Raw genomic sequence first — 24,991 nt, forward strand, 5'->3', positions numbered from 1 at the left:
CGCGCCAGTCGAACAAAAAACTTAAGCCGCGCGCCGGCCTTCGCTCCATCCCGGCGAGAGGGCCGCGAACGCCGCCAAGCTTGCCGCGCTCGCATACGTAACCAGGCCCATGGCGGCAACGCACCACAACGCCGTCGACACATGCGGTGCCAGAGTTGTCGCCGCACCCGCTATCGCGACGCCAACAAGGCCTCCTGCCTGCCGCAACGCGTTCAGCAAGCCCGAAGCCACACCGGCCAACTCGCCGGGCACCTGTTCCAGCACCGTCGAAATCATGGGCGGCACCGACAATGCCGTACCGCCGCCGAACATCACCATCGCGGCATACGTGATGACCCACGGCGCGCGCCATTCCAGACTCATCGCCATCGTCGGCACCGCCACGGCGGCCAGTACGAGTCCCGTTGTCATGAACTGCGTCGCGGTGAAACGCCCATGGAACCTGCCCACCAGCACATTGCCAAGTGACAGACTACCGGCAAGTGGCAACAACGTAAGACCGATCTGCCGGGCGTTGAACCCAAATTCGCCGTGCAAATACAGGCTCAACTCAAACAACAACCCGAAGTACCCGACGTAGACCAGCGTCCCCATCGCATTCATGGTTACGAACATGCGGTTGCTGAACCACTCGATGGGCACCATCGGATGATGCGCGCGTCGCTCGACAACAACGAGCGTCAACGCGGCCAGTACGGCGAGCAGCGCCGCGCCCCATACCTCGCCGGCAGCGATCCCGCGCGACGGCAATTCGATCGCCGCGTAGCAGAGTGCGCCGAGCGCGACGATGCTAGCCAGTTGCCCACCCCAGTCGAAACGGCGCCCGACGCTGCGCGTCGAATGACGAACGACGGTCCACGCACCCGCGAACGCTACGAGACCGGTCGGTACGTTGATCAGAAATGCGCTGCGCCAGCCGAACCCTTGCACGAGCAGGCCACCTAGCACCGGCCCGATTGCCGCTGCTATCGAGGCTAGTCCCGCCCACGCGGCGATGGCACGGCCGCGTTCGGCCGGGTCGTCGAAGGTGCTGCGTACGATGGCGAGCGACGCCGGCAGGAATAACGCCGCACCGCTGCCCTGCACGAAGCGCGCGGCGACCAGAGCGCCGACGTTCGGCGCCAGTCCGCAAGCCGCGGAGGCGACGACGAACAGCGCGAGGCCCCAGAGGTACACCGCCTTCGCGCCGAACCGGTCGGACGCGACGCCGCCTGCAAGGATCAGCGCGGCAAAACTCAGTGTGTAAGCATCGACGATCCACGCCAGGCCGCCCACCGACGCGCCCAGGCTAACGTGCATCGCGGGCAGGGCGACGTTGACGATGGTGGTGTCGAGCACGGCCATGAACATCCCGCTTGCCACCAGCGCGAGCGTCAGGCGCCGCCGCTTCGCGGCGTGCTCCGTGTCGGCAAGCCCGGCGGGCAGCGGTTGTTCAGCAGCGCAGTCGGTCATCGCGCGTTTCCTCGGGATAGATCTGCAATTAAATCGATCGACAAAGTCTAGTCACATACGCGAATGCAATAAAGCAGTGATTTCGCATGTGTATGATGCAAATGTGCATCACCGATAGAGCAGCCAATGATCAACTGGGACAACGCACGATTTTTTCTTGCCGTGGCGCGCACGGGGACGCTGCGCGGCGCGGCGGCACAACTCGATGTCGACCAGGCAACGGTCGGCCGGCGAATCGCCGCGCTCGAAGAAACGCTTTCGACGACGCTGTTTTTGCGCACTCCCGCCCTGTTCGTGCTGACGCCGGCCGGCGAAGCGTTGCTTGGCGCGGCCGAGACGATGGAGCAGGCGGCCTTGTCGATCGAGCGGCGGATTGCCGGACTCGACGATCGGCTGGCGGGCACGATCCGCGTCGCCACTACCGATTCGCTCGGCAAACGCTTCGTGGTGCCGGCCATCGCCAAAGTACGGCGCGCGCATCCTGGCATCGAGATTGTCTGCGTGACGTCCGCGCAGATCAGCAATCTGACACGGCGTGAAGCGGATGTCGCGATCCGCACGCTGCGGCCCGATGCGCCGGACCTGATCGCGCGCAAGCTCGCGCAACTGGAGGTCGGCATTTACGCGTCGCGCGAATACCTGGCCGCACGCGGCGAGCCGCGCGAAGGCGAGGCGTTCGACGGTCACGATCTGGTGATGTATCAGCAACCGGCTTTGCCCTCGAAGTGGGCGGCTTTGTGCGGCGAGCCGACTTGTCGCGGGCGTCTGGTGTTCCAGACGCAATCCACCGCGATGCTGTTCGAGGCGGCGCTTGCCGGTTTCGGTATTGCCGAGCTGCCGTGTTTTCGCGCCGATTACGAACCGGAACTGGTGCGCGTGTTGCCGCATCGCGCGGAGCCGTTCGATGTCTGGGTCGTCGCGCACGCGGATCTGTACAAGACCGCGCGGATACAGGTGTTGATTGCGGCCGTGGCGGAGGAATTCGCGCAGGCGCGTTGAGGAGCGTTGAGGCGCGTCAGCGAGTCTGCTCTAACGCTTATTGGCCGCCGACGCGTTCGCACGATGCCATATCGGCATCGTATAGCCGCGACTGTGCGTCGAGCACGGGCCAGAACGGCGGTTCGGCCGGCGGCGGCTCCGCCTTGACCATGCCCGGTGCGTTGTCGAACACTTCGGCCAGCCAGTCGACAAAGGCGCGCACGCGCGGCGAAATCTGCCGGCTTTTCACATAGGTCACCGAGATGGCGACCGGCGTCGGCTTGCACTTCGGCAGTACCTCGATCAACTGCCCGGAGGCGAGATACGGCGCGGCGGTAGCGCGCCCGGGCTGAATCAGCCCGAGGCCTTCAAGACCGCAGGCGAGATACGTGTGTTCGTCGTTCACCTGAACGAAGCTGTCCACTTTCACCTTGCTCGCTCGCGTGGCCACGCTGAACTCGAAGTCCACGCGGCGGCCACTTTGCGTCGACAGCCAGTTCACCGCGACGTGACCCGAGAGCTCGTCGAGATGCCGTGGCGCGCCGAAGCGCGCGAGATACGCCGGGCTCGCGCAGGTAACCCGTTCGAGCATCCCGAGGCGGCGCGCGAGCAAGCGGGAATCGGGCAACTCGCCCAGCTCGATACTGCAATCCACGCTTTCGCCGACCGGATCGAGCGCGCGCTGACTCACGCCGAGCGCAAGCTCGACATGCGGATGCAGCGCGCGGAAAGAGGCCAGAGCGGGCACCACGATCGACGCGGCGATCATCCCCGGCATCGCCACGCGCAAGCGGCCGCGCAAATTCTCCGGACGGTTGAACAGGCCCGATTCGACTTCTTCGATGGCGGCGAGAATCTGCGCGCAGCGTTCGTAGTACGCGGCGCCTTCCGCGGTCAACGTGACCTTGCGCGTGGTGCGCACCAGCAACTGCACGCCGAGCAGGGACTCGAGCGCCTGCACGGTGGTTGTCGCGGTGGCGCGCGGAATCTCGAGCGATTCGGCGGCGCGCGTGAAGCTGCTGGCATCGACGATGCGCACGAAGATCCGCATGGCCTGGACTCGATCTATCACGATGCTTCTCCGGTAAGGCACGGGTGCGGCCGTTGGCGGGTCAGTCCGGCAGCGAGCAGCGGCGCCAGCGCGAATGTCGCGAACAGCCAGAGCGCGGTGTGTTGCGCCCCTGGCAGTGGGGCGAGGGTCGTCAGACCGGCGCCGTTCGCGACGAGACCCGCGAGCGCCGAACCGAACGCCATCGCGAACAGTTGAATGGTGGTGATCGAGAGTGACGCGAGGTTCTCTTCGCCCGGCTGTGCGGCGGTAAACACCTGAGTGAGCAGATGCGGCCAGCCGATCCCGACACCCAGCCCGACGCTCGCGAGCGCCGCGCCCAACGCGAGCGTGCCAGGCAAGCCGTCGAACAAACCGGCTATCGGCATCAGCCACGCGAGGGCGGCGAGTCCGAGTGCCGCCACCACGGGACCGGCGCGGCTCAAACGCTGCGCGACGGTGGTGGAGCGGCCGGCGCTGAACATCGAACCGACCGACCAGCCGGCCGCCATCAAGGCGGTCAGATAACCGGCGGCCAGCGGCGAACGTCCGTGGATCGTCTGCAAGAAATACGGCACGAAGATTTCACTGGTCACGCCGATGCCGAGCAGACTCATGCAGGCATAGATGCTGCCGATCCGCGTGCGAATCGAGAACGAGCCACTTGGGAACAGGCGCGGTTGGGCGCCGCCGCGTTCGAGTCTCGCGAGCAGCCATACGAAGCCGAGGCCGGCGACTACGCCGAGTGCGTTCCAGCGCATGTCCTCGGTTAATGCGGCAAGCGAAATCACCAGCACCGAGGCGCCGAGCAGGCCGACCTTGAGCAAGGGGATCGGCTGAGCCGTGTCACCGTGGGCACGTTTGTCGTCGACCTCGCGATGCACGATCACAGCCAGCAGCAGCACCACCGGCAGCAACACCCAGAACGCCAGCCGCCAATCGCCCAGTTGCGCGAAGATGCCGCCGACCGCGGGCCCGCATAAGGTCGCGACGCCCCACATGCCCGACACCAGTCCCATCGCGCGCGGCCACAGACGCTCTTCGAACACCACGCGGATCAGCGCATAACTGAGGGCGAGCAGAATACCGCCGCCTAAACCTTGCAGCGTGCGGCCGGCGAGCATCCATGGCATTGACGGTGCGCACGCGCACACCACGGTGCCCAACGCGAACACCGCCAGCGCGGAGAAGTACGCGGAGCGCGCGCCGAGCACCGCGAGCAGGCGCACCGACAACACTGAACCGAGAATCGACGCGACCACGAACAGCGTGGTGTTCCACGCATACAGTTCGAGCCCGCCGATGTCATGCACGACCGAGGGCAGGATCGTCGTCGCCACGTACACGTTGGTGGCATGCAGCGCGACGCCGCCTGCGAGGCCCAACGCCCTCCAGCCATTGCTGCCGCTGAGCAGATCGCTCCAGACCGGACCATCCGATTGCAGATTTTTCATATCATGGACAGCCGTGCGGGGCTGGCTTATTATGCAAGTATTGGCTTGGATAATAATGTGCTCCGATGAGATATGCAAATGAAAGCTTGGAAAATTCGCCGGCCAGCGCGCAAGCCGTGCCAACGTCTGCGCCGGTGGATCGCATCCTGAATCTGTTGAAGACGCAGGGGTTTTTGTCGACGGCATCGATCGCGGGCGAACTCGGCATCACGGTCGAAGCCGCGCGGCAGCAGATCCAGAAGCTGCTGACAGGTGGCTTGATCGAAGGGCGCCAGGCGTCGCAGGCGGGGCCGGGGCGGCCGAGTCAAAGCTGGGGTTTGACGGATGCGGGCAACGCGCGCTTTCCGGACGCGCATTCGCAATTGACCGTGCAATTGCTCGGTTCGATTCGCCAGTTATTCGGCGAACAAGGGCTCGACAAATTGATCGATCAGCGCGCCATGGAAACACGCGCGAACTATCTCTCGGTACTCAAGCCGATCAAGGGTCTCAAGGCGCGACTCACCCGGCTCGCGGAGCTGCGCAGCGCCGAGGGCTATATGGCCGAGTTGCATAAAGACGGACGCGACTGGCTGCTGCTCGAGAACCACTGTCCGATCTGCGCGGCGGCGCGAACTTGCCAGGGTTTTTGCCGCACGGAGTTGCAACTGTTCGGGGAGATCGTCGGCGAGGAAGCGTCGATTGAACGCGAGGAACATGTGCTTCTGGGCGCGCGGCGTTGTGCCTATCGCGTGAGGGTTAAAAGCAGATAACTCCATGCGACTAAGAATCGCTGACGTGGACCGTGCTCGGTCCGATCACGAATGGACGGCGGCACACGATCGGTATATAACAACGTGAAAGGATGGCTTTGTTCACCGACGCATCAAACGGAGAGATGTTTCATCATGACGCAAGACGTAACGCCTCAGCCGCCCCAGGACGACCGGCCCGATCTGCAACACCTCGATGCCGCGCTCAGTCACGTGAATCAGCAGGTATCGTCCGGCAGCATTGCTTCGGGTGCCGCAAAGGGCATTCTGTACAGCCTGATCGAAACGCTCGGCGCATTTGTCGGCGATCCCGACCTGCCGGAGCACGCACGTTCGGGTTACGAGGGGCTTCTGGAGGCCGCTCGCGAATTGCGCGCCAAGCTGGAGCACTGAGGGCGGCGTGATTCGGATCGCAAGCGCCGCTTCATTTCGGCGGCGCTTCACTCTGTGATAAAAAGGCGCATTGTTTATAACATTGCGCCTTTTTTTATGCTTTCCTCGTCTGATATCGCCTTGCTGGCGGTCGGCATTATCGTCGTACTGATTACGCCGGGTCCGACCAATACGCTACTCGCGGCAGCCGGGTTGCGCCAGGGCCTGCGGCGTTCGGTGTCGTTGATCGCCGCCGAACTGGCCGGGTATTTCGTGTCGATTTCAGTGTGGGGACATTTTCTCGCGCAAGCCGAGCACGCGTTGCCGTGGTTACCGTCGCTGCTGCGCGTGGCGGCCGGCGTGTACATCGCTTATCTCGCCGTCGATATGTGGCGCGCGGCGGTGGCCTTGCCCGATTCGACGCAGCGGGCGAGCGGTATGCGCACGCTATTCGTGGCGACGCTGCTCAACCCGAAAGGCCTGCTGTTCGCCGGCACGATCTTTCCCGCCGTCGCGTTCGCCCATGTTTCCGCGTATGCCGTGGCGATGCTGATGTTCGCCTGCCTGCTGGTGCCGATCGCGCTTGCGTGGATCGCGTTCGGCGCGGCGCTTGGCAGTGGCAAACTCACCTGGCTGAATCCGGTGAAGATGCAGCGCGGCGCGTCGATTGTGCTGGGTGTATTTTCCTTGTCGCTCGCGTGGGCGGCGTTGCATTAAGACCGCGAATGGTGGATCGCGAGTGCTGTGCGCTTACGCGTGCGTCGTGCTGTCCGCGTTCAACGCCTCGAGCCATTCCGGCGGTGCGGAGGCGATTTCCAGTTGCGGTGTGCCGTGCCAGTCCGCACAGCGCTGCAGAGCGCGGCGCAGATCGCCTGACAGCCGCGCGCTGAAGCGCACGCCGGGTTCGATGTGCAGCGATTTCAGTTCGAACACGCCGCTGGTCCGATGCGCTTTCGCATCCACCCGGCCAACGAGGCGCCCCCGGCTCAAAAGCGGCAACACGAAGTAACCGTACTTGCGCTTGGCAGCCGGCGTGTAGCATTCGATCGCGTAGTCGAAGTCGAAGAGCGCGGCGGCGCGTTTGCGGTCCCACACCACCGGATCGAACGGCGACAACACCGTGGTGACGGTTGAAGCGAGCCTGCCGCTCTTTGCGTCGTCGATCATCGGCGCGAAGTCATGATGGACGAAAGTATCCTGCTTCCAGCCTTCCACTTGCACCGGGATCAACTCACCCTCGTCGGCGAGCGCGCGCAGTTCGTCGCGATAGGGGCGGCGCGGCAACCGGTAGTAATCGGCGACCCAATCGGCGCGGACGACGCCGAGCGCGCGACAGGTCCGGCGCAACGCTTCTGCCGTGACCGTTTCCCGCGGCGGCAGATCGCGCGCGTCGTCCCAGCCGGGTAGCACGCGTTCGGTCAGATCGTAGACGCGATGAAAATTGCGCCGCTCGGCCACCATCAGTTGCCCGATCGCAAACAGCACTTCCAGGTGGCGCTTCTCTGGCTTCCAGTCCCACCAGCCGTTGCTCTTGCCCGCCTCGCGGGCGAAGTCCGCTGAACGCACCGGGCCCGTTGCGCGGATATGCGCGAGCAATCTGTCGATGTCCTTGCGATGCTTCTTGTGCCACTCGGCCGCGTATTTCCAGCCCATCTCGCTCGGGTCGAGCATGCGATGGCGCAGCAGACCGTAGTCTTCGGTCGGAACGAAACAGGCTTCATGCGACCAGTATTCAAACAGTTTGCCTTCGGCAAGATGTTCATCGAGCCATTGCTGCGGATACGCGCCAAGCCGGCTGAACAGCACGAGATACGGACTACGCGCGACGACGTGAATCGTGTCGATCTGCAATTGCGCCATGCGGCGGATGGCGCCGAGCACGTCGTCCTTGACGGCTTTGCGGCGCGGCGGTGTCAGCAAACCTTGCGCGGCCAGATGCAGGGTGCGCGCGGCGGATAGAGGTAGTGTCTTCACGCGGGCCTGGGTCACGGGCTGGGGTCACGGACATGAGTCACGGACATGAGTCACGAGCTCGGGTCAACCCGTGACTGCAATGGAAGCGGACACGAGGTCCGACCTGGATCAGCAGCCGCTACTGTAGCGCGATTACGAAAGACGAATCGGCGTGCCGCCCTGCCGGAGCATGGCGCCGTGAAAGGCGAGCCGGCCGAACAGACATTGCCGGCCTCACCGGTGGTGCTTATCCCAGCCACGGTGGCGACCATGATCATGACCGCCGCGATGTCCACGGTAGTAATCGCCGCGGTACCCATAGCCATAGGCGGGTCGCACAGGCGCATAAACCATCGGCGGCGGCGCATAAACCGGCGCGGGCGCATAAATCACGGGCGGGGGAGCGTACATGGGGCCGGGTGTGTTGACGAACACACCGACGTCCACTCGTGCCAGGGCCGAGGTTGACGCGCAGGCGGCGGCAAGGCTGAGGGCGGCGAAAACGATCGCGCGTTGGATCATGCTTGTCTCCTATTCCGAAAGAGTCAGCCATTCGCTGTCGAATGGCTGACGACAATCTTACGGAACAGAAAGCAAGGCAGGTGCAACCAGTTGAAGGCGTGTGTAACAGCAGATTACCCGGCGGGCCGCTCAGGGCGGAACGGCAGGTCCTGCCGTATTCCAGCGAGACCGCTCAAGCCCCTAAAGCGATCGCTTCTCCCGCCGATACCGCCAGCAGTTGATGGATCTGCGCGACCACCGCCGCGCCTTCTCCGACCGCCGCGGCGACGCGTTTCGTCGAGCCGGCGCGCGCGTCGCCGATCGCATACACGCCGTCGACCGTTGTCGCCAGATCGCAGACGGATGCGCCGTCCACGCTGGTGCCGGTTAGCACGAAGCCCTTTTCGTCGAGCGCCACGCCGCAGGTGCGCAGCCAGTCGGTGTTCGGATCCGCGCCGGTGAAAAGGAACAGATGCCGCGTGTCGAAGCTTTCGGTGCCGTCCGGCAACGGTTTCTTCAACACGACCGATGCGAGGCCGATTTCGTCTGCCTCGAGCCGGCCGATTTCCGAATTCGGATGCACGAACACATTCGGCAGCGAGCGGATCCGGTCGATCAGATAGCGCGACATGGTGGCTTCAAAGCCGCTGCGACGGATCAACACGTGAACCTTGGCTGCGTGCGTCGCCAGATAGACGATCGCCTGGCCCGCCGAATTTCCGCCACCCACGAGCACAATTTCCTGACGCTTGCACAGCTTGGCCTCGACTGGCGACGCCCAGTAGTAGACGCCGCGCCCATCGAAGCGGTCGAGCCCTTCGAGTGCGGGGCGCCGATAGACCGCGCCGCTCGCGATCACAATTGCACGGGAGGTGATCTGCCCGCCACACTTGAGCTCCAGCCGATACGGCGACTCCCCGCAATGCAACGCTTTCACGTGGACCGGAATCGCGACATGCGCGCCGAATTTCTGCGCCTGCACGAAGGCGCGGCCCGCCAGCGCCTGGCCCGAAATGCCGGTCGGAAAGCCGAGATAGTTTTCGATCCGCGAACTGGCGCCCGCCTGGCCGCCCGGCGCGCGGCTATCGAGCACGATGACCGAGAGACCTTCGGACGCCGCGTACACGGCCGTAGCGAGGCCGGCCGGTCCCGCGCCGACAATCGCGACGTCGTACACATGCGAATCGTCGAGATCGGGCAGCAAGCCGAGGCAGGTGGCGAGTTCCGGCATGCTCGGATGGCGCAGCACCGAGCCGTCCGGGCAGATCACCAGCGGCATGTCTTCCTGCTGCGCGGCGAATTGTTCGATCAGACGCAGCGCGTCTTCGTCGCGTTCGTCGATCACCGAGTGAGGATGGCCGTTGCGCGACAGGAAGCCTTGCAACATCACGAGCCTGGAGTCCCTGCTGTTGCCGATCAGGATCGGGCCGCCCGCGCCTTTTTCAATCAGCGACACGCGCCGCAGGATCAGCGCGCGCATGATGCGCTCGCCCAGTTCGGCCTCGGCGACGATCAGCGCGCGCAGCTTGTCCGGCGGGATCAGCAACGCGTCCACGGCATTGACCGCCATGCCGTTGACGAGCGCGGGCCGCCCCGACAGTTGACCGACTTCGGCGAGAAAATGCCCGGTGCCATGTTCCGCGATCACCACCTCGCGCCCGATACCATCGCGCTGATAAACCTTCACCCGTCCATTCAACATCACGAACATGCCCGGGCCCGTGTGGCCGGTCTCGAACAGCAGCTCACCGGCTTCCCAGTGGCCCACCTCGCCGAACCGGCGCAGACGATCGATTTCCGCGCACGTGAGTTCGGGGAACATCTGATGCATGCGCGTCGAGAGCGACGAAAACGGCGCGTCGGCGACAACGGCTTGTTGCCCTTCTGCTTCTTGAGTCGACAGCATTGAACCGCTCCTTCTGTGTTCTTCCGGATTGATCGGCACGGGGGGCGAAGCGGCGCGGGCGCGCGAGGGCGCCGATGTGAATGCGCTGCTGCGCTACACGGCCTTTGGCGCGATGTCGTCGTCGACCGCCAGGTCGGGCAGTGGCATGCCGGGCAGCGCCTCTACCGCTCTGCCCGAATCGCGCCAGGCTTCCATGCCGCCGCGCAACGGCAGCACGTCGGCGAAGCCGGCTTCGTTCATCTGTTTGGCCATCCATGCCGCGGATATTTCATTCGGGCATGAACAGTAAATCACCACCTTCTGATCGTGCGGGTACGTCGCCACGATTTCGTCGAGCTGCCGCTCGTCGGCAAACTGCGAGCCCGGAATCACGAACGGATCGAGCGCGCGCTTTTCCTGCGAGCGGATGTCGAACAGTACCGGCGTTTTGCCGGCCGCGACCAGCTTCGCCAGCTCGTCGACTTCGATTCGCTGGGTCGCCAGCTTGGAAATCAACTGGCGCCGGCGGATCCAGCGATAGGCGGCATACAGCAACAGCAAGGCGACGGCCACCAGTGCGGCCGTGCGGCCGAGGCGTCCGGCCATGGCGAACAGCATGTCGATCTGCCGGGCGAACAACGCGCCGATGATCAAGCCGGTGCCCGACCACAAGGCGGCGCCAATGCCGTCGTAAGTGAGAAACGTGCGGTAGCGGGCGCCCATGGCGCCGGCCATCGGGATCGACACGATCGACAGGCCCGGCACGAACTTCGCCACGGCCAGCACGCGCACGCCCCAGCGGCCGAAGAAACGTTCGGTCTTTTTTACACAGGTATCGCGCGACAGGGAAAGACGGCAGATCGTTTTCAGCGTATTGCCGCCGTACAGCCGGCCGGCGAGATACCAGGCGCTGTCGCCGATCAGCGTGGCGAATATCGACAGCACCAGCACCGGCATCAGTTGCGTGCCCACGGACCCGGGATGCATGGCTGCCATTGCCCCGAACAGCACGAGCGAAGGCATCGCGGGCACCGGCAGCCCGAGCGAGGCGGCCAGCACGTTCGCGAAAACGAGCGCCGGTCCATATTGCTCGACGAGATCATGTAGCATCGGCTTACATCCGCAGCCCTTTCGAGCGCGGCGCTGGTAGGAAAGGCAAGGGAGAATGTAAAGATTATGGACGCATTTTCAAGACGTGCAACCGCCCGGCAAACAGGCCCGCTATCGGGAGGTTGAAAGCTTGACCGCAACATGCCCGCGGCATGCCTCGCGGATTAAAGGCGCGGAATAGACGCACGGAATAGAAGCGCGAATCGAACCAGGCGAAATTAATTGAAGCATACGCCACAAGCTGGCGGCGAATAACGGGCTACGGACGCCCGTAGGGCGTCTCGCAGTACACAAACCGGCTTGGTGGTGCAGAGGCCGCGTAAGGCATTTAATGCGCGTGATGAGCGCAATGCCGTATGCGCCAGCTTTACTGGCGATGATTGTGTTGTTCGCCCGGCAACTCCGCGCCATGCGCGCGAATTGCCGCGATCAGTTCGGCAGGCGTGATTTCGTAGCGCACTTCGCGGTGAATGCCTGGCTTGCGCTCATCGACCTCGATCAGAAGAATGCCTTTGCCGTCTTCTGTCGATTCGAGGCGCAGCGAGCGGAGTTCGCGCGCCGTTGCGTCGTCGTATTCGGTGAGCAGGGCCATTGACCCGGAGGACCCGGTAGTGCGCATCGAGGTTGTCCTTGTTCCGTTGTTGATCGAACCATTGTACGGGCAGGCCCGCGCGCCGTCTGTCGCGCCGCGCTCACATCTGGGAATCTGCCCATCCACCTATCTGCTTGCCGGGCGCCGCGCTGTACTGGCCACTTGCTGGCGCGGCCCACTGGGCAATGCGAACCGCGGCGCCCGCCCGACTGTGACAGCCAGTTTAACGCGACTCCCCGCCACGACGGCCTCATTTTTCATGCCCCGTGGCGGTGCAACCCTTCTCCCCGGCTGTCATGGTGCTGACGCGCGCCTCGGTTAGGGCCGGGCATCGCGCCAGAAACAATGGGCAAAAAAAAGCCCGTCCCTGGAGGGGCGGGCTGCTAAACGCCGTTGTTACTCGGGTCAGCGTGTCCTTGCAACCAACTGAGCGCTGACGGTGTCATCGTGCTGCGTCAATTCGGGACTGTCGAGGTGGGAGTAACGCCGATCCATCAGATTAATGTGGGTTCTTCCTGCTCGACTTCGGGTGTTGGCCGGTGCGCCTGGTGGTGCGTCGCATGCAGCGCCGCATGACCCACAGGTGCCGGCTGCCGCGGCCGCGCGGCTCGCGGCGCGGGCGTTGCAGCCGCGACCGTGAACAGGCGCACGGCTTCGTCCAGCACATCGGCCTGTTCCGCGAGACGCTGTGCGGTGGCCGCCGCCTGTTCGACCAGCGCCGCGTTCTGCTGCGTGGCGCCGTCCAGATGCGAGACCGCCTGATTGACCTGGCGAATCCCTTCAGCCTGCTCGCTGCTCGCGTTCGCCACTTCGACGATGATCGACGACACGCGACTCACAGCCTCATCGATCACGCGCATCTGCGAGGTGGTGCGGCCAACCAGTTCCGTGCCGAGCGCCACTTCGGTTGCACTCGCCTCGACCACCGACTTGATTTCCTTCGACGACGCCGCGCACCGTTGCGCCAGCATCCGCACTTCGCTCGCGACGACCGCGAACGAGCGGCCCGCTTCGCCCGCGCGGGCCGCCTCGACGGCGGCATTCAGGGCAAGAATGTTGGTCTGGAACGCAATGCCGTCGATCACGCCGGTAATGTCCGCGATGCGTTTCGATGCCGCCGTGATGCCGGCCATGGTCTGCTCGACCTGCCCCGCGATCTTGCCGCCGACGGACGCCGCCGCTTGCGCGTCTTTCGCCAGATCGAGCGCACGCACGCTGGCATCGGCGTTGGCTTGCACGGTGGTGGTCAATTGTTCCATGGTGGCCGCCGTTTCTTCGAGCGACGCCGCCTGCAATTCGGTGCGGCGCGCGAGGTCGACATTGCCGCTGGAGATTTCACGCGCGTTGTCGAGCATCCCGGTGATCTGCGCGCGCACGTCGTAGACGATCGCCGCAAGATTCGCCTTCAACTGATTCAGCGCTTGCAGCACATCGCCGAGATCGTCGTGACGCGCGATCACCAGATCGGCGGTCAGATCACCCGCGGCAAGGCGGGTTGCGAAGCCGGACATGTCGCGAATCGGTTCGGCGAGCTGCCGTGTCAGCATCCGCCAGGACAGGACGCTGAAGGCGGCGGTGACGCCGGACGCAATCCAGAACGGCACGGGCGGTGTGCCGCCCCATGCAGCGAAGCCGGTCAGCAACAAGGCCAGCGGCGTGATCGCATAGCCGGCCGCCGCGCGTGTCGCCACGGGCAGACGCATCAGCGCTTGCAGACGGCCGCGCAGACCCGTGCGCACGACCACGCCGCGATGCAGCCTGAACGCCCGCGACTCGCCGGCGCGGATTCGCGCATACAGTGCAACGGCTGCGCGCACCGCGTCGCGTTCCGGTTTCACGCGTACGCTCAGGTAGCCGACCACGGTGCCTTTTTCGACCACCGGTGTGACGTTCGCATACACCCAGTAGTGGTCGCCGTTCTTGCGGCGGTTCTTGACGAGCGCGGTCCACGGGCGGCCGTCGCGAATTGTCGTCCACATGTCGGCGAAGGCTTCGCGCGGCATGTCGGGATGACGGATCAGATTGTGCGGCTGGCCGATCAGCTCTTCGCGCGTGTACCCCGACACGGCGATGAAGGCCGGGTTGCAATACTGGATGCGGCCGGTCAGGTCGGTCGCGGAAACAAGCATCTGTGACGAAGGGAATTCGTATTCGTGCCCGGTGACAGGCTGGTTGTTGCGCATGGCTTTCCTTGCAGGTGCGGACGCGCGTCCGCGCGGTCCTTACATCTATGCAAGGAATAACGGCATTAACCCCGCAGGCTTGAGGGTTTCCCAGTAAACCACTCAGGTTTATGACCCGCCGAGCCGTTATTGCAGGGTTGTCTTCATGCGTTTTGCGTTGTCTGCAGAATGGGTGCCGGATGCGTTTCCCGCTACCTTCAAAAGCGTTACACTGCGCCGGACAAGGCCTGCAGACGCGATTCGTCGCCCCGACACCCGCAGCGGTCTGCCTGCGCGAATCCGCTACTTGAGCGACGATGCAGAAGATCCTCGACCGGACTCAGGAGTCACTGGCCCACGCATTCGCTTCGCTCGCCAAAAGCGCAAAGCGTCAACAGCGTGTGTATCTGGCGACCATTGCCTCGCTGATGCTGATCGTGGTCATCTTCGCGCTGTTGCTGGCCGTGCTCGCCGCCAGCAAGCAGCTTGACTACCGGCGAACGTTCGCCTCCCAGAATGCCACCGACATCTCGCTGCTCCTGCATCGCGAAGAGTCGTTCCTGCGCCGCGCCGAATTGACCCTCGACTACTATCAGGAGACCGGGAACGTACTGCGCGTGCCCGATGACGTGGAGAAATCGATCCTGCGGACAGGCACCGCGCGGGGCACGGTGAGCCGGATCGATGCGCAATTCGACGTGCTGGTCGGTGAGGCGACGCGCACGGCGTGGGGGCCGGATTTTCACGCGAAACTGTGGCGGCTGTACGAGTCGGCGCAGTCCATGCTGGTGACGCAGCAGGCCTTCGAACTGCAACAACGCGCCATGCTGCTCGGACTGGACGAGGATTACGCCGCGATCCTGCCGTCTCTCGCTCAACCCGTGACGGGTGCTGCGGCCGATCCCAAACCCGTCGAAACACCGGCGTTGCAATCCGCGATCGTCGGCACGCTGCGTGAGACGACCGAACTCGAATTGTTGGCGCAGACCGGTAAGCGCGTGCCGGGCAAAGGCGAGCACGTGTGGCTCGGTCCGTATCGCGATCCGCTGCAAGGTATTCAGGTGATCTCGGAAGTGGCGGCGCACTATGTCGGCAATACGCCGACCACCCTCGTCATCGTGAGTATTCCGCTCGACGCGCTTGAGGCGCATCTTGGCGGGCCGACCGGTGAGGGCGCACTGCTGCTGCTGACGGCGGACCGTCGCCTGATTGTGTCGTCACCGCCTATCGACGAGAAAGCCTTGAGGGTACTGCAGGGCGTTGTCGCAACTGCCCCGCCTGGCACCTATCGCTACACCCGCGACGGCGCGTTTCTGAGCGAGCCGCTCATGCGTGACTTCGGCACGCTGGTCGGCTATTTGTCCTGGCGCTCGTTGCTTGCCGCGCTTGGCTGGCAACTGGCCGCGCTCGTCGGCCTCACGCTTCTGGTGTTGGCGGCGATCGCGCTGACAGCCCGCTTCTGGGGCTTGCGCCTGTTGCGCAACAGCTTCGCGGAAACCTCGCGCGCGCTGGAAAGCGAAACCATCAACCATATTCTCGTCAGCGCGACGCCGATCGGCTTGTGCATCGTTCGGCGAAGCGATTATTCGATCATCAATGCCAACGCGCTGGCGGGTGAGTTGCTGCACATCGAAGCGGGCCGTAACCGCTTGCCGCCGCACATCGTCGGCGAGTTTTCGGCACAGGCGCCTGACAAACCGTCGGTCGCGGCGTTCGCGAAGGTCGCTGCGTTTGTCGCGCCTGCGCAGGCACTTCAAGCGCATTCGCCATTACCGGTACAGGTGCGGCAATCGCAACCGGAGGGGCCGCCACGGCCGCAGCCGGAAGCAAGTGACGCTGCGCCCGCACAGTTCCTGCAGTTCACTTACGCTCCCGCGCGTTACGCGAATGAAGACGTGCTGTTCTGCGCGATTCTCGACGTGACCACGCAGCATGCGCTCGAACAGCAACTGCGGCTCGCGCAGCAGAGTTCCGAGAGCATGATGCGGGCGCGTTCGAATTTCTTCGCCTCGATGAGCCATGAGATCCGCACGCCGTTGAACGCGTTACTCGGCAATCTCGAACTGTTCGCGCGGACCCCCGGCCTCGAAGCGCACACACAACGGCTCGCCACGCTGGAGGTGGCCGCCGGCGCGCTACGCGGCATCGTCAACGACATTCTCGACTTTTCAAAAATCGACGCGGGCGAGATGAGGCTCGTGACCGAATCGTTCCGGCCCATCGACGACTTTGAAAATATCGCGCTGTCCTACGCGCCGATGACGGCGGATCGGGCGATCCGCTTTTACTCGCATCTCTCGCCGACGCTCGATCAGCCGCTGCGCGGCGATCGCACGCGCATCGCGCAGATCGTCAACAACCTGTTGAGCAACGCGTTCAAGTTCACGTCGTGCGGCAAGATCACGTTGAGTGCCGAAGTGAAGGACGATCTGCAGGGGCGCCCAATTTTGATCTGCCGGGTCTGCGATTCGGGCATCGGCATGGATCAGGCGCTGGTGGCGCGCATTTTCAATCCGTTCGAGCAAGGCGAGGCCAGCACCTCGAGCCGCTATGGCGGCACCGGTTTGGGTCTGTCGATCTGCGCGCGGCTGTGCGAATTGATGGGCGGGCATATTGGCGTCGAGAGCGTGCTCGGGGTGGGTAGCGCATTCAGCGCGTCGATACCGCTTGCGTTGCCGCCGGATGAATTGCGTGTTCCGGCCGTCGAGCCGGCGCGTCGCGGAAGCGTGCTGGTGCTATGTCAGGAGCGTGAGTCGGGACAACTGCTCGACGGCTGGCTGCGGCGCGAGGGCTGGTCGGCGCACACGGTGATGTCGACGCGCAGCGCGCAGGCCTGGTTACGCGTGAACCAGCCGAAGGCGATGCTGGTTACCGGTGAGTACAGTCTCGACGCCATTGCCAGGTTGCGAGAGGTCCGGCCAGTCGGCGTCGCGTGGATTACACGAACCGGGCCGCATCGTCCCGCAGCGCGTGGCGATGGCGTGCTCGAAGCCACTGAATTCAGCCGGACGGCGATTCTGTCTGCCGTCGAACTGGCGGTCGAGGGCGGGGTCGCTACCGACAGTGCGGACAGTGCGCAGCCGCTCGCGGGCGACCCCGCCGCGGCGCTCCCGCCCGCTGCAAATCCCGCGCTGCACGGCCTGGCGGTTCTGGTCGCCGAAGACAATCCACTGATCCAGACGTTGATCGTGGAGCAGCTCGGTGCACTCGGCTGCCTTCCGACAATCGCCGGCGACGGGCGGCAAGCGCTGGCGGCATTCGAACAGGGGCACTTCGAGGTCGTGCTGACCGATATCCACATGCCGGTCATGGACGGGTACGCGTTGCTGGCGGCGTTGCGCAAAGCGCATGCGGACTTGCCGGTGCTGGCCTTTAGCGCGGTCACCGACAATCAGCAGCAAGAAGGCTGGCGTGAGCGCGGCTTTACCGGCTATGTCGCCAAACCGGCGTCGCTTGGTGAGCTGGAGACGGCGTTGCTCGCGGCGACGTCGGCGCGGGAGCTGGCCGTGACATCAGCACCGACATCGACGTCGGCGAGGGAGCTGGCGCCGACATCAACGGCGACAGCGCCGGTGGTTCCGGCAACCCCGGCAACGGCCGCCGATCCGGCCGCTACGCTCAGCGCGGACGACAAGGCGCGTTATACGGCGATGCTCAAGGAGCACTTGCAAAACGATCTGCCGAGGCTGTTGGCGATTGTCGAGCGGGAAGACCGGGAGGCCTTGGGCGGCTGGGCGCATAGCGCCGCCGGCGGATTTCTCGTCGTGCAGGAGAGGCAGTTCGCGCAGCAATGCCGTGAGCTGCAGCGGCTGTGCGAGAGCAGGGAAAGCTGGACGACCGAAATGGACGAATGCGCAATCTCGTTGCACGAGGCGATATGCGATCACTTCGGTCTGGATGAAGCGTCAATGCATTGACGTTTACTGCGGCAGCCGCAGTGTGTGTCGCGCCTATGGCGATGAGGCCGCACCACCCGCGTTCGCGGAAGACACAGGCGCGCTTTGCTTCAGCGGAACAATCGGCGCGACGAATTGCTCGAAATGCGGCAGCCAGATCGGAATCGAGCGGTCCACCGCGAACATGCCGTGGCCGTCCCGGCCAAAAGGCGGCTCGACAACGAGTTCGCCACGTCCTCCCGCCGCCTGGAACGCGCTGAACCAGGTCTTGACGACATCCGGCGCGAAATACTGATCGTTTTCGACGTAGTGCCACAGCACGGGCACTGTCGTGGTCGAGGCAAAGTGCGCCATGGTCGTGGCCATCTGCTCCGGTGAGCAGGGCCGGCCGGGATGCTCGCGCGGATCCCCGCCGCGTCCGCCGGAGAAGTTGATTACCGCAACGAGTCCCTTAGGGGCATAGCTCGCCGCTGCCAGCGAAGCGAACCCACCGGCGGACTGGCCGACCAGTATCACCTTGTCACGATCGACTTGCGGCAGCGTGTCCGCAAACGTGATGGCGGCGAGCAGGTCCTGAGCGGCTTCCCGTCCGGCGCTTTCGAAGTCTGGGTTCTGACATGAACCGGTGTTTTCCGCATACGAGCCACCGGTTGCGCCATAGCCGCGCCGAATCGGAACGATGACCGCAAAGCCCAACTGAACAAACTCGCGAATCTGCGCGAGCTGACGGTAGCGGCCGACCTTGAAGCGATCATGGGCGTTTGGAGGATTGCCATGGCTCAGGACGATCAGCGGAAACGGACCCGCACCGTCGGGCATATAGGTGGTGCCGACGATATCGCGCGTGTGCTCACCGAACAAGCCGTGCTCGGTCATCGGAATCTGAACGATGGTCTCGTGCAGATCGGCGGCAATCGGATCGCGTTCATCCGCGCCCGCCGGCGCCGCGGAACCCACGAGTGCGACGAGGGCGACGAGGGCGAAAAGCCCGTGCGCGGTGACCTTCTTGATCATTTATATGCCCCGTTTTTTTGATCGCTGTTTCATGCGTTTTATTTCACGCGTCTACAGTCGCGCGCCCAAATCAAAACACCGGAATGCGACGGGGTCAAGCACACTGCAATTGAGTGTGAAAATGAAATTGAATGGTAAGTGATGCGCAAGCATTCCATTAGAAAAAACGGGGCGCACCGATGTACCGGTGCGCCCCGCTTTAATTCAGCAGTCTCTCAGAGCGATAAAGTTAAACCAGCCCCGTCATGTAATACACCGCGATGACAAAGAAAACCGCCAGCGTCTTGATTACCGTCACCGCGAAGATATCGCGGTACGACTGGCGGTGCGTCAGCCCTGTCACCGCCAGCAGCGTAATCACCGCGCCGTTATGCGGCAGGGTGTCCATGCCGCCGCTCGCCATGGCGACCACCCGGTGCAACACTTCCATCGGGATATGCGCCGCTTCCGCGCCCTTGATGAACGTATCGGACATGGCCGCGAGCGCAATGCTCATGCCGCCCGATGCCGAACCCGTGATGCCCGCCAGCGAGCTCACCGAAACCGCGGCATTGACGAGCGGATTCGGAATGCTCTTCAACGCGTCGCTCACCACCAGGAAGCCCGGCAGCGCCGCGATCACGCCACCGAAGCCATACTCCGAAGCGGTATTCAATGAAGCCAGCAACGCACCCGCCACCGCGGCCTTGGTGCCGACTGCAAAGCGCTCGCGCACGCGGCCGAACGCCGTCACCACGACCATCACGATGCCGAGCAGCAGCGCGCCTTCAACGGCCCAGATCGCGACGACGCTTTTGATCGTGGTCGTAACCGGCGCATGGATGCCCGGCAGGATGTCCGGTGCGACGGTGTACGACGCGCCGTACCAGTTCGGAATCCAGCGGGTCAGCAGGAAGTTCGCCACGCCGACCAGCACCAGCGGCGCGACCGCGAGCAGCGGATGCGGCAGTTGCTTCGATTCGACGCGTTCCGGTTCGTTGACGAGATTCGTGCCGTAGCCTTCGCCGGTCGCCATCGCCGCGCGGCGGCGCCATTCCAGATACGTGAGGCCAACCACGATGATGAACAGCGAGCCGATCACGCCAAGCGTGGGCGCGGCCCAGGACGTTGTCTTGAAGAAGGTCGTCGGGATGATGTTCTGGATCTGCGGCGTGCCCGGCAGCGAGTCCATCGTGAACGAGAACGCGCCGAGCGCGATCGCGCCCGGCATCAGCCGTTTCGGAATATTGCTCTGGCGGTACAGTTCGGCGGCGAACGGATATACGGCGAACACCACCACGAACAGCGATACGCCGCCATACGTGAGCAACGCGCACACCGCGACGATCACTGCATTGGCGCGCGAGCGGCCAATATAGCGGATGGCCGCAGCCACGATCGACTCCGAGAAGCCGGACAGTTCGATGACCTTGCCGAATACCGCGCCCAGCAGAAATACGGGGAAGTAAAGCTTCACGAAGCCGACCATCTTCTCCATGAAGATGCCGGAGAACACCGGCGCGACAGCGCCTGGATCGGTGAGCAGCACCGCGCCGAGAGCGGCGATCGGCGCGAACAGAATGACGCTGTAGCCGCGATACGCGGCAAACATCAGAAACGCCAGCGCGGCGAGGACGATAACAAAGGACATTGAGTCTCCGAAGCTTGATTGTTCTACGTGTACGCCGTCCCGATGAGTGCGACGGCCCGGCGCCCGCAAATGCAGATTCCATGCCACGTGCGCTGCGGTGGCATGCCCGTTGATTTCACAGGCGAAGTTCGAAACGTGATGCGGCCGATTGTACCCAAACGTCTCTAAAACGGGACACAAATCATCTGAATATAAGCTGAACTGCGGTTAAACCCTTATGCAACAGGCTTACTGGCGATCTCATTGATGAGATAAGCTGTCCACGGAATGAGACATGCATAAATAGAACGATAGCCGGAGACAGCGACACCATGATGAACGACTGGGCGGGCCTTCCTGCCACCTACGGCGACGTACTCCGCCGGGCGATGGAATCGCTGTTCCGTACGTTCGAAAATTTCAGCGAAGGGACGTTCATCGTCGACGCCCAGGCGCGCGTCGTCTGGATCAACAAGCGCTACGCGGCGCGCTTCGGTTTTTCGGACCCGGCGCAGGCGATTGGCCGCGATTGCGAGGAGGTGATTCCCAACAGCCTGATGCGCGAGGTCGTCAACACCGGCAAACCGATTCTGCTCGACATCCTCGAAACAGACCGCGAGCCGCTCGTGGTGACGCGGCTGCCGCTGAAAGACGACGCGGGCGAAACGGTCGGTGCGGTGGGCTTCGCGTTGTTCGACGAACTGAAGGCGCTCACGCCGCTTTTTTCCCACTATTCGCGCGTGCAGGAGGAGTTGATCGCGACGCGCCAATCGCTCGCACAGGCACGGCGGGCGAAGTACACGTTCGGCAGTTTTGTCGGTACGAGCGCGGCGAGTCTCGAGGTGAAACGCCAGGCGCGCCGCGCCGCGCAACTCGAGTCGCCGGTGCTGTTGCTTGGCGAAACCGGCACGGGCAAGGAACTGCTGGCACATGCCATTCACGGTGGATCGGCGCGGGCGAATCAGCCGCTCGTGACCGTTAACGTGGCGGCGATTCCGGACACTTTGCTCGAAGTCGAATTCTTCGGCGCCGCGGCCGGCGCCTATACCGGCGCCGACCGGAAGGGACGGGTCGGCAAGTTCGAGCTCGCGAACGGCGGCACGCTGTTTCTCGACGAAATCGGCGACATGCCGCTGCCTTTGCAGGGCAAGCTGCTGCGCGTGCTGCAGGACAAGGAGTTCGAGCCGCTTGGCTCGAACCGGATCGTGCGCGCGGATGTGCGGATCATCGCCGCGACCTCGGCCGATTTGCCGACGCTGGTCGCGGCGGGGCGTTTCCGCGCGGACCTGTTTTATCGGCTGAACGTGCTGACGATCCACGCGCCGGCGCTTCGCGAGCGTCTGTCCGATATCGAGGCGCTTGCCTACGCCATGCTCGAGGACCTGTCGACGCAAGCACGCGGCGGCAGTCACTTCGAATTGCAGGACGATGCTTTGCAACTGCTGTGTTCGTACGGATGGCCCGGCAATGTGCGCGAACTGCGCAATACGCTGGAGCGGGCGGTGATGCTCTCGGAGAGCGAGCGAATCGATGCGCGTGCGCTGGCGCCGTTTATCGGTCCGTCACATGGCGGCCATCGTCCGCAGGTATCCATGGTCTCTGGGGCGCGCACTTTGGACGCGGCATCGGGGGCGCTCGAAGCGACGTCATGGAGCGATGCCATGGCCGCGTTCGAAAAGCGCTACCTGGCTGACGCCTTGCGCGCCAATGGCGGTCGCGTGATTGAGACGGCCACGCAGATCGGCATGGGCCGCGCGACGCTTTATAAGAAGATCGCGGCATACGGTATCGAGGTGTGACAAAGTACGGCGACATCGAATGACGCACCGCAATGGTCGCGTGGCACAATCGCGTGATCGAAAAACAAGACGTGATCGGGGTTCAAATGAAACAGAGTCTTTCCTCTTTCGCGCGCCGGGCCTGTGCTGCGCTGGCGCTTCCCGCAATCGCCTTGCTGAGTGGTTGCAGCAGCAGCGCACCGCTGTTTCTATCGGACGGTCGCCCGACTACGCTGGTTCAATGTCCGGCCGGCTCCGACTCCTGTTCGCAACAGGCAAACGCGGCTTGCGGCGGCGCTTTCGACGTCGTGCGCCAGTCCACCGAGAACGGCACCCTCAGTCTGATATACGCCTGCCGTGCAAAATGACGTTATGCCAGTCGACCACTGGCATAACGTGAATGACAATTTCCTTTCTTTAGCCTGTCGCCAGGCATGACGGCGGGCCTCACCTTCTCAGTGAAAATTCCGTTTGAACGGGCTAAACCCCGCCATGCGGCGAGCTGATGTCGCGCAATACGCATATGACCGTTATAAATGCCTGGCTCAAATTCCTGTTTCTGAAAACGGTTATGATGCGCGTTGAATATTTATTAAATTACCCGGGTGCCATTACTTATATTGGTCACACCGATAACAAAGCGCTCCGGGTTCTCCACTAGTTCGAGTCGGTGCGGCACCTAACGGAAGGCGAAGTTTCTTCGCCGTATCCTCATCCGACCGGCTTAAAGTTAAAACATATATGCAGTTTTTGCCGGATTGAGGCCGGTTGGATTAACGGCTTAAGAAAGATTTTCCTGTTGATTGGCTGACCAGGTAATTGCGGCACGCTTTATGCTTTTTCAAACGAGTCCAATGAGTAATTCCGGGGAAAACAATGAATCACCATCAACTCGAAAAAGACATCGAACATCTTGAGCACGTAATCTCACATATCTCCGCTGAAGACCGCATCCCACTGTCCTATTGGCGCAACCGCATCGCTTTGGTGTCCGGGGCGGTATTGGTGCCGGCGCAGGCCAGCCGCGTCAAACGGCTCGATGCAGCCCTGTCGGCATTGGAGGAGCGGAAAAAGGCGTGACCTCCCACAGGAGGGAGGGTGACGTGTACCGTCTGCTCGGGTAACGTTTCCTGAAAAATAAGGGAACGTAACGCCCTGGAATCAGGAGGAGCATGCACACTGCAGGACTTTCAGCTGTCCGGCTGACGGCGCTGACGAACGCCATGCAAGCTTATGTGGGGCGCGGCGAGGTGCCGGGCGTTGTTTCGCTGGTCTGGCGGCGCGGTGAAATCGGCTATTTCGAGCCGCTCGGTTTGCGCGATGAAGCGGCGCGGTTGCCCATGGAGCGCGACACGCTGTTTCGCATTGCCTCGATGACCAAGCCGGTTACGAGCGTGGCGATCCTGATGCTGATCGAAGAGGATCGGCTTGCGCTCGATACGCCGATCTCGTTGTGGCTGCCGGAGCTGGCCACGCCGTCCGTGCTGCGCGACCCCACCGGTCCGCTCGACGAAGCCGTCCCAGCCAGAGCGCCGATTACCGTGCTCGATCTGCTCACGCATCGCGCGGGCTATGCCTATCATTTCACCGCCACCGGTCCATTGGCCGAGGCTTACGCGGCGGCCTTCAACGGCATTGAAGCGCGGGGAGATGCCGACGCGTGGCTGAAACGCATAGCCGCCCTACCGTTGATGTTTCAGCCGGGTTCGCGCTGGCACTACGGCATCGCAACCGACATTCTGGGCGTACTGATCGAGCGCATCAGCGGCATGCGTCTCGGCGACTTTTTCCGGACGCGAATCTTCGAACCGCTCGGTATGCGCGACACGGCGTTCTGGGTGCCGGACGCACAGCTCTCGCGTTTGGCAACGGCTTATGGCGTCGCGCCGGACACGCAGCGGCGTGTGGTCGAAGATCATCCGTCGGCGAGCCGCTGGGCGAATCCTGGCCGGTTCCAGAGCGGCGGCGGCGGTCTTGTCTCGACGGCGCAGGATTATCTGCAATTCGCGCAACTGCTGCTCGGGCGCGGACGCGTCGGTTCGACACGTGTGCTGTCGCATCGCTCGGTCGATTTGATGCGCTCGAATTTTCTGACCCGCGACCAGCGCCGCGTGCCGGCGTTCGGTCATGTGACGTGGGCGGGCCAGGGTTTTGGCCTCGGTTTGTCCATCGTCGACGATCCGGCGCAGCAGTTGCCGCTCGGTTATCGCTCCATGGGGTCGTTCGGCTGGCCGGGTGCGTATGGCACAAGCTGGTTCGCCGATCCGGTGGAAGACCTGATCGGTATCATGCTGATCCAGCGGCGTGCTGTCGAACCCTTCCCAATGTCGGTCGATTTCGAACGCCGCGTGTACGATGCAATTGACGACTGAGTGCGTCGGCCACGGCAGGTGAGCGGGCAGCCTTGAACGGTGGTTAGTCGCGGAGTTCGGTGC

Annotated in this window: 20 protein-coding genes; 9 read left to right on the top strand and 11 right to left on the bottom strand. The window is 63.5% G+C overall.

Annotated features, from left to right (window positions below; all coding sequences use genetic code 11):
- Positions 1-21: 21 nt before the first annotated feature.
- Entirely contained in the window at positions 22-1,452 is a 1,431-nt protein-coding gene (locus PQR67_RS21115; protein ID WP_408463436.1) for an MFS transporter, read from the bottom strand.
- A 129-nt stretch (positions 1,453-1,581) separates the two neighbouring features.
- Between PQR67_RS21115 and PQR67_RS21120 the strand changes: the two genes are divergently transcribed.
- Positions 1,582-2,451, top strand: coding sequence for a LysR family transcriptional regulator (locus PQR67_RS21120; RefSeq protein ID WP_408463658.1), 870 nt, complete (start codon positions 1,582-1,584; stop codon positions 2,449-2,451).
- A 37-nt stretch (positions 2,452-2,488) separates the two neighbouring features.
- Here PQR67_RS21120 and PQR67_RS21125 read toward each other — a convergent pair whose 3' ends face one another.
- Together PQR67_RS21125 and PQR67_RS21130 are read right to left on the bottom strand one after the other, a co-directional pair.
- Positions 2,489-3,502 carry a LysR family transcriptional regulator gene (locus PQR67_RS21125; protein ID WP_408463439.1) on the bottom strand — a complete coding sequence of 338 codons (1,014 nt, stop codon included), beginning with the start codon at positions 3,500-3,502 and terminating at the stop codon, positions 2,489-2,491.
- Positions 3,499-4,932 (bottom strand): MFS transporter, encoded by a 1,434-nt coding sequence (locus tag PQR67_RS21130; protein ID WP_408463442.1) that lies wholly within the window; start codon positions 4,930-4,932, stop codon positions 3,499-3,501. The genes PQR67_RS21125 and PQR67_RS21130 overlap by 4 nt, the downstream gene beginning before the upstream one ends.
- An 86-nt stretch (positions 4,933-5,018) precedes the next feature.
- Between PQR67_RS21130 and PQR67_RS21135 the strand changes: the two genes are divergently transcribed.
- From PQR67_RS21135 to PQR67_RS21145, 3 genes are all read left to right on the top strand, one after another.
- Entirely contained in the window at positions 5,019-5,684 is a 666-nt protein-coding gene (locus PQR67_RS21135; protein ID WP_408463445.1) for a helix-turn-helix transcriptional regulator, read from the top strand.
- Between the two features lie 135 nt (positions 5,685-5,819).
- Positions 5,820-6,077, top strand: coding sequence for a hypothetical protein (locus tag PQR67_RS21140; RefSeq protein ID WP_408463448.1), 258 nt, complete (start codon positions 5,820-5,822; stop codon positions 6,075-6,077).
- Between the two features lie 96 nt (positions 6,078-6,173).
- Complete coding sequence (locus PQR67_RS21145) at positions 6,174-6,773, top strand: LysE family translocator (protein ID WP_408463451.1); 600 nt, start codon at positions 6,174-6,176, stop codon at positions 6,771-6,773.
- 33 nt (positions 6,774-6,806) lie between these two features.
- On the opposite strand, the gene PQR67_RS21150 is transcribed toward PQR67_RS21145, so the two are convergent.
- From PQR67_RS21150 to PQR67_RS21175, 6 genes are all read right to left on the bottom strand, one after another.
- Entirely contained in the window at positions 6,807-8,030 is a 1,224-nt protein-coding gene (locus tag PQR67_RS21150) for a winged helix-turn-helix domain-containing protein (protein ID WP_408463454.1), read from the bottom strand.
- A 213-nt stretch (positions 8,031-8,243) separates the two neighbouring features.
- Entirely contained in the window at positions 8,244-8,531 is a 288-nt protein-coding gene (locus PQR67_RS21155; RefSeq protein WP_408463457.1) for a hypothetical protein, read from the bottom strand.
- Between the two features lie 172 nt (positions 8,532-8,703).
- Positions 8,704-10,416, bottom strand: coding sequence for an FAD-dependent oxidoreductase (locus tag PQR67_RS21160; protein ID WP_408463461.1), 1,713 nt, complete (start codon positions 10,414-10,416; stop codon positions 8,704-8,706).
- Between the two features lie 93 nt (positions 10,417-10,509).
- Positions 10,510-11,505 (bottom strand): DedA family protein/thiosulfate sulfurtransferase GlpE, encoded by a 996-nt coding sequence (locus PQR67_RS21165; RefSeq protein WP_408463464.1) that lies wholly within the window; start codon positions 11,503-11,505, stop codon positions 10,510-10,512.
- A gap of 367 nt (positions 11,506-11,872) precedes the next feature.
- Positions 11,873-12,124, bottom strand: coding sequence for a hypothetical protein (locus PQR67_RS21170; RefSeq protein ID WP_007178686.1), 252 nt, complete (start codon positions 12,122-12,124; stop codon positions 11,873-11,875).
- 467 nt (positions 12,125-12,591) lie between these two features.
- Entirely contained in the window at positions 12,592-14,280 is a 1,689-nt protein-coding gene (locus PQR67_RS21175; protein WP_408463467.1) for a methyl-accepting chemotaxis protein, read from the bottom strand.
- Between the two features lie 296 nt (positions 14,281-14,576).
- Between PQR67_RS21175 and PQR67_RS21180 the strand changes: the two genes are divergently transcribed.
- Positions 14,577-18,176 carry an ATP-binding protein gene (locus tag PQR67_RS21180; RefSeq protein ID WP_408463470.1) on the top strand — a complete coding sequence of 1,200 codons (3,600 nt, stop codon included), beginning with the start codon at positions 14,577-14,579 and terminating at the stop codon, positions 18,174-18,176.
- Positions 18,177-18,209: 33 nt separating this feature from the next.
- On the opposite strand, the gene PQR67_RS21185 is transcribed toward PQR67_RS21180, so the two are convergent.
- Together PQR67_RS21185 and PQR67_RS21190 are read right to left on the bottom strand one after the other, a co-directional pair.
- Entirely contained in the window at positions 18,210-19,169 is a 960-nt protein-coding gene (locus PQR67_RS21185) for an alpha/beta hydrolase family protein (RefSeq protein WP_408463473.1), read from the bottom strand.
- Positions 19,170-19,398: 229 nt separating this feature from the next.
- Positions 19,399-20,799 carry a GntP family permease gene (locus PQR67_RS21190; protein ID WP_408463476.1) on the bottom strand — a complete coding sequence of 467 codons (1,401 nt, stop codon included), beginning with the start codon at positions 20,797-20,799 and terminating at the stop codon, positions 19,399-19,401.
- A gap of 311 nt (positions 20,800-21,110) precedes the next feature.
- Here PQR67_RS21190 and PQR67_RS21195 point away from each other — a divergent pair, with 311 nt between their 5' ends.
- From PQR67_RS21195 to PQR67_RS21210, 4 genes are all read left to right on the top strand, one after another.
- Complete coding sequence (locus PQR67_RS21195) at positions 21,111-22,577, top strand: sigma-54 interaction domain-containing protein (RefSeq protein ID WP_408463479.1); 1,467 nt, start codon at positions 21,111-21,113, stop codon at positions 22,575-22,577.
- 86 nt (positions 22,578-22,663) lie between these two features.
- Complete coding sequence (locus tag PQR67_RS21200) at positions 22,664-22,924, top strand: hypothetical protein (protein ID WP_408463482.1); 261 nt, start codon at positions 22,664-22,666, stop codon at positions 22,922-22,924.
- A 508-nt stretch (positions 22,925-23,432) separates the two neighbouring features.
- Positions 23,433-23,636 (top strand): hypothetical protein, encoded by a 204-nt coding sequence (locus PQR67_RS21205; RefSeq protein WP_408463485.1) that lies wholly within the window; start codon positions 23,433-23,435, stop codon positions 23,634-23,636.
- 92 nt (positions 23,637-23,728) lie between these two features.
- Positions 23,729-24,928, top strand: coding sequence for a serine hydrolase domain-containing protein (locus PQR67_RS21210; RefSeq protein ID WP_408463488.1), 1,200 nt, complete (start codon positions 23,729-23,731; stop codon positions 24,926-24,928).
- Positions 24,929-24,991 lie beyond the last annotated feature (63 nt).

It is taken from the genome of Paraburkholderia fungorum, from assembly GCF_046026025.1.
Lineage (GTDB): Bacteria > Pseudomonadota > Gammaproteobacteria > Burkholderiales > Burkholderiaceae > Paraburkholderia > Paraburkholderia fungorum_E.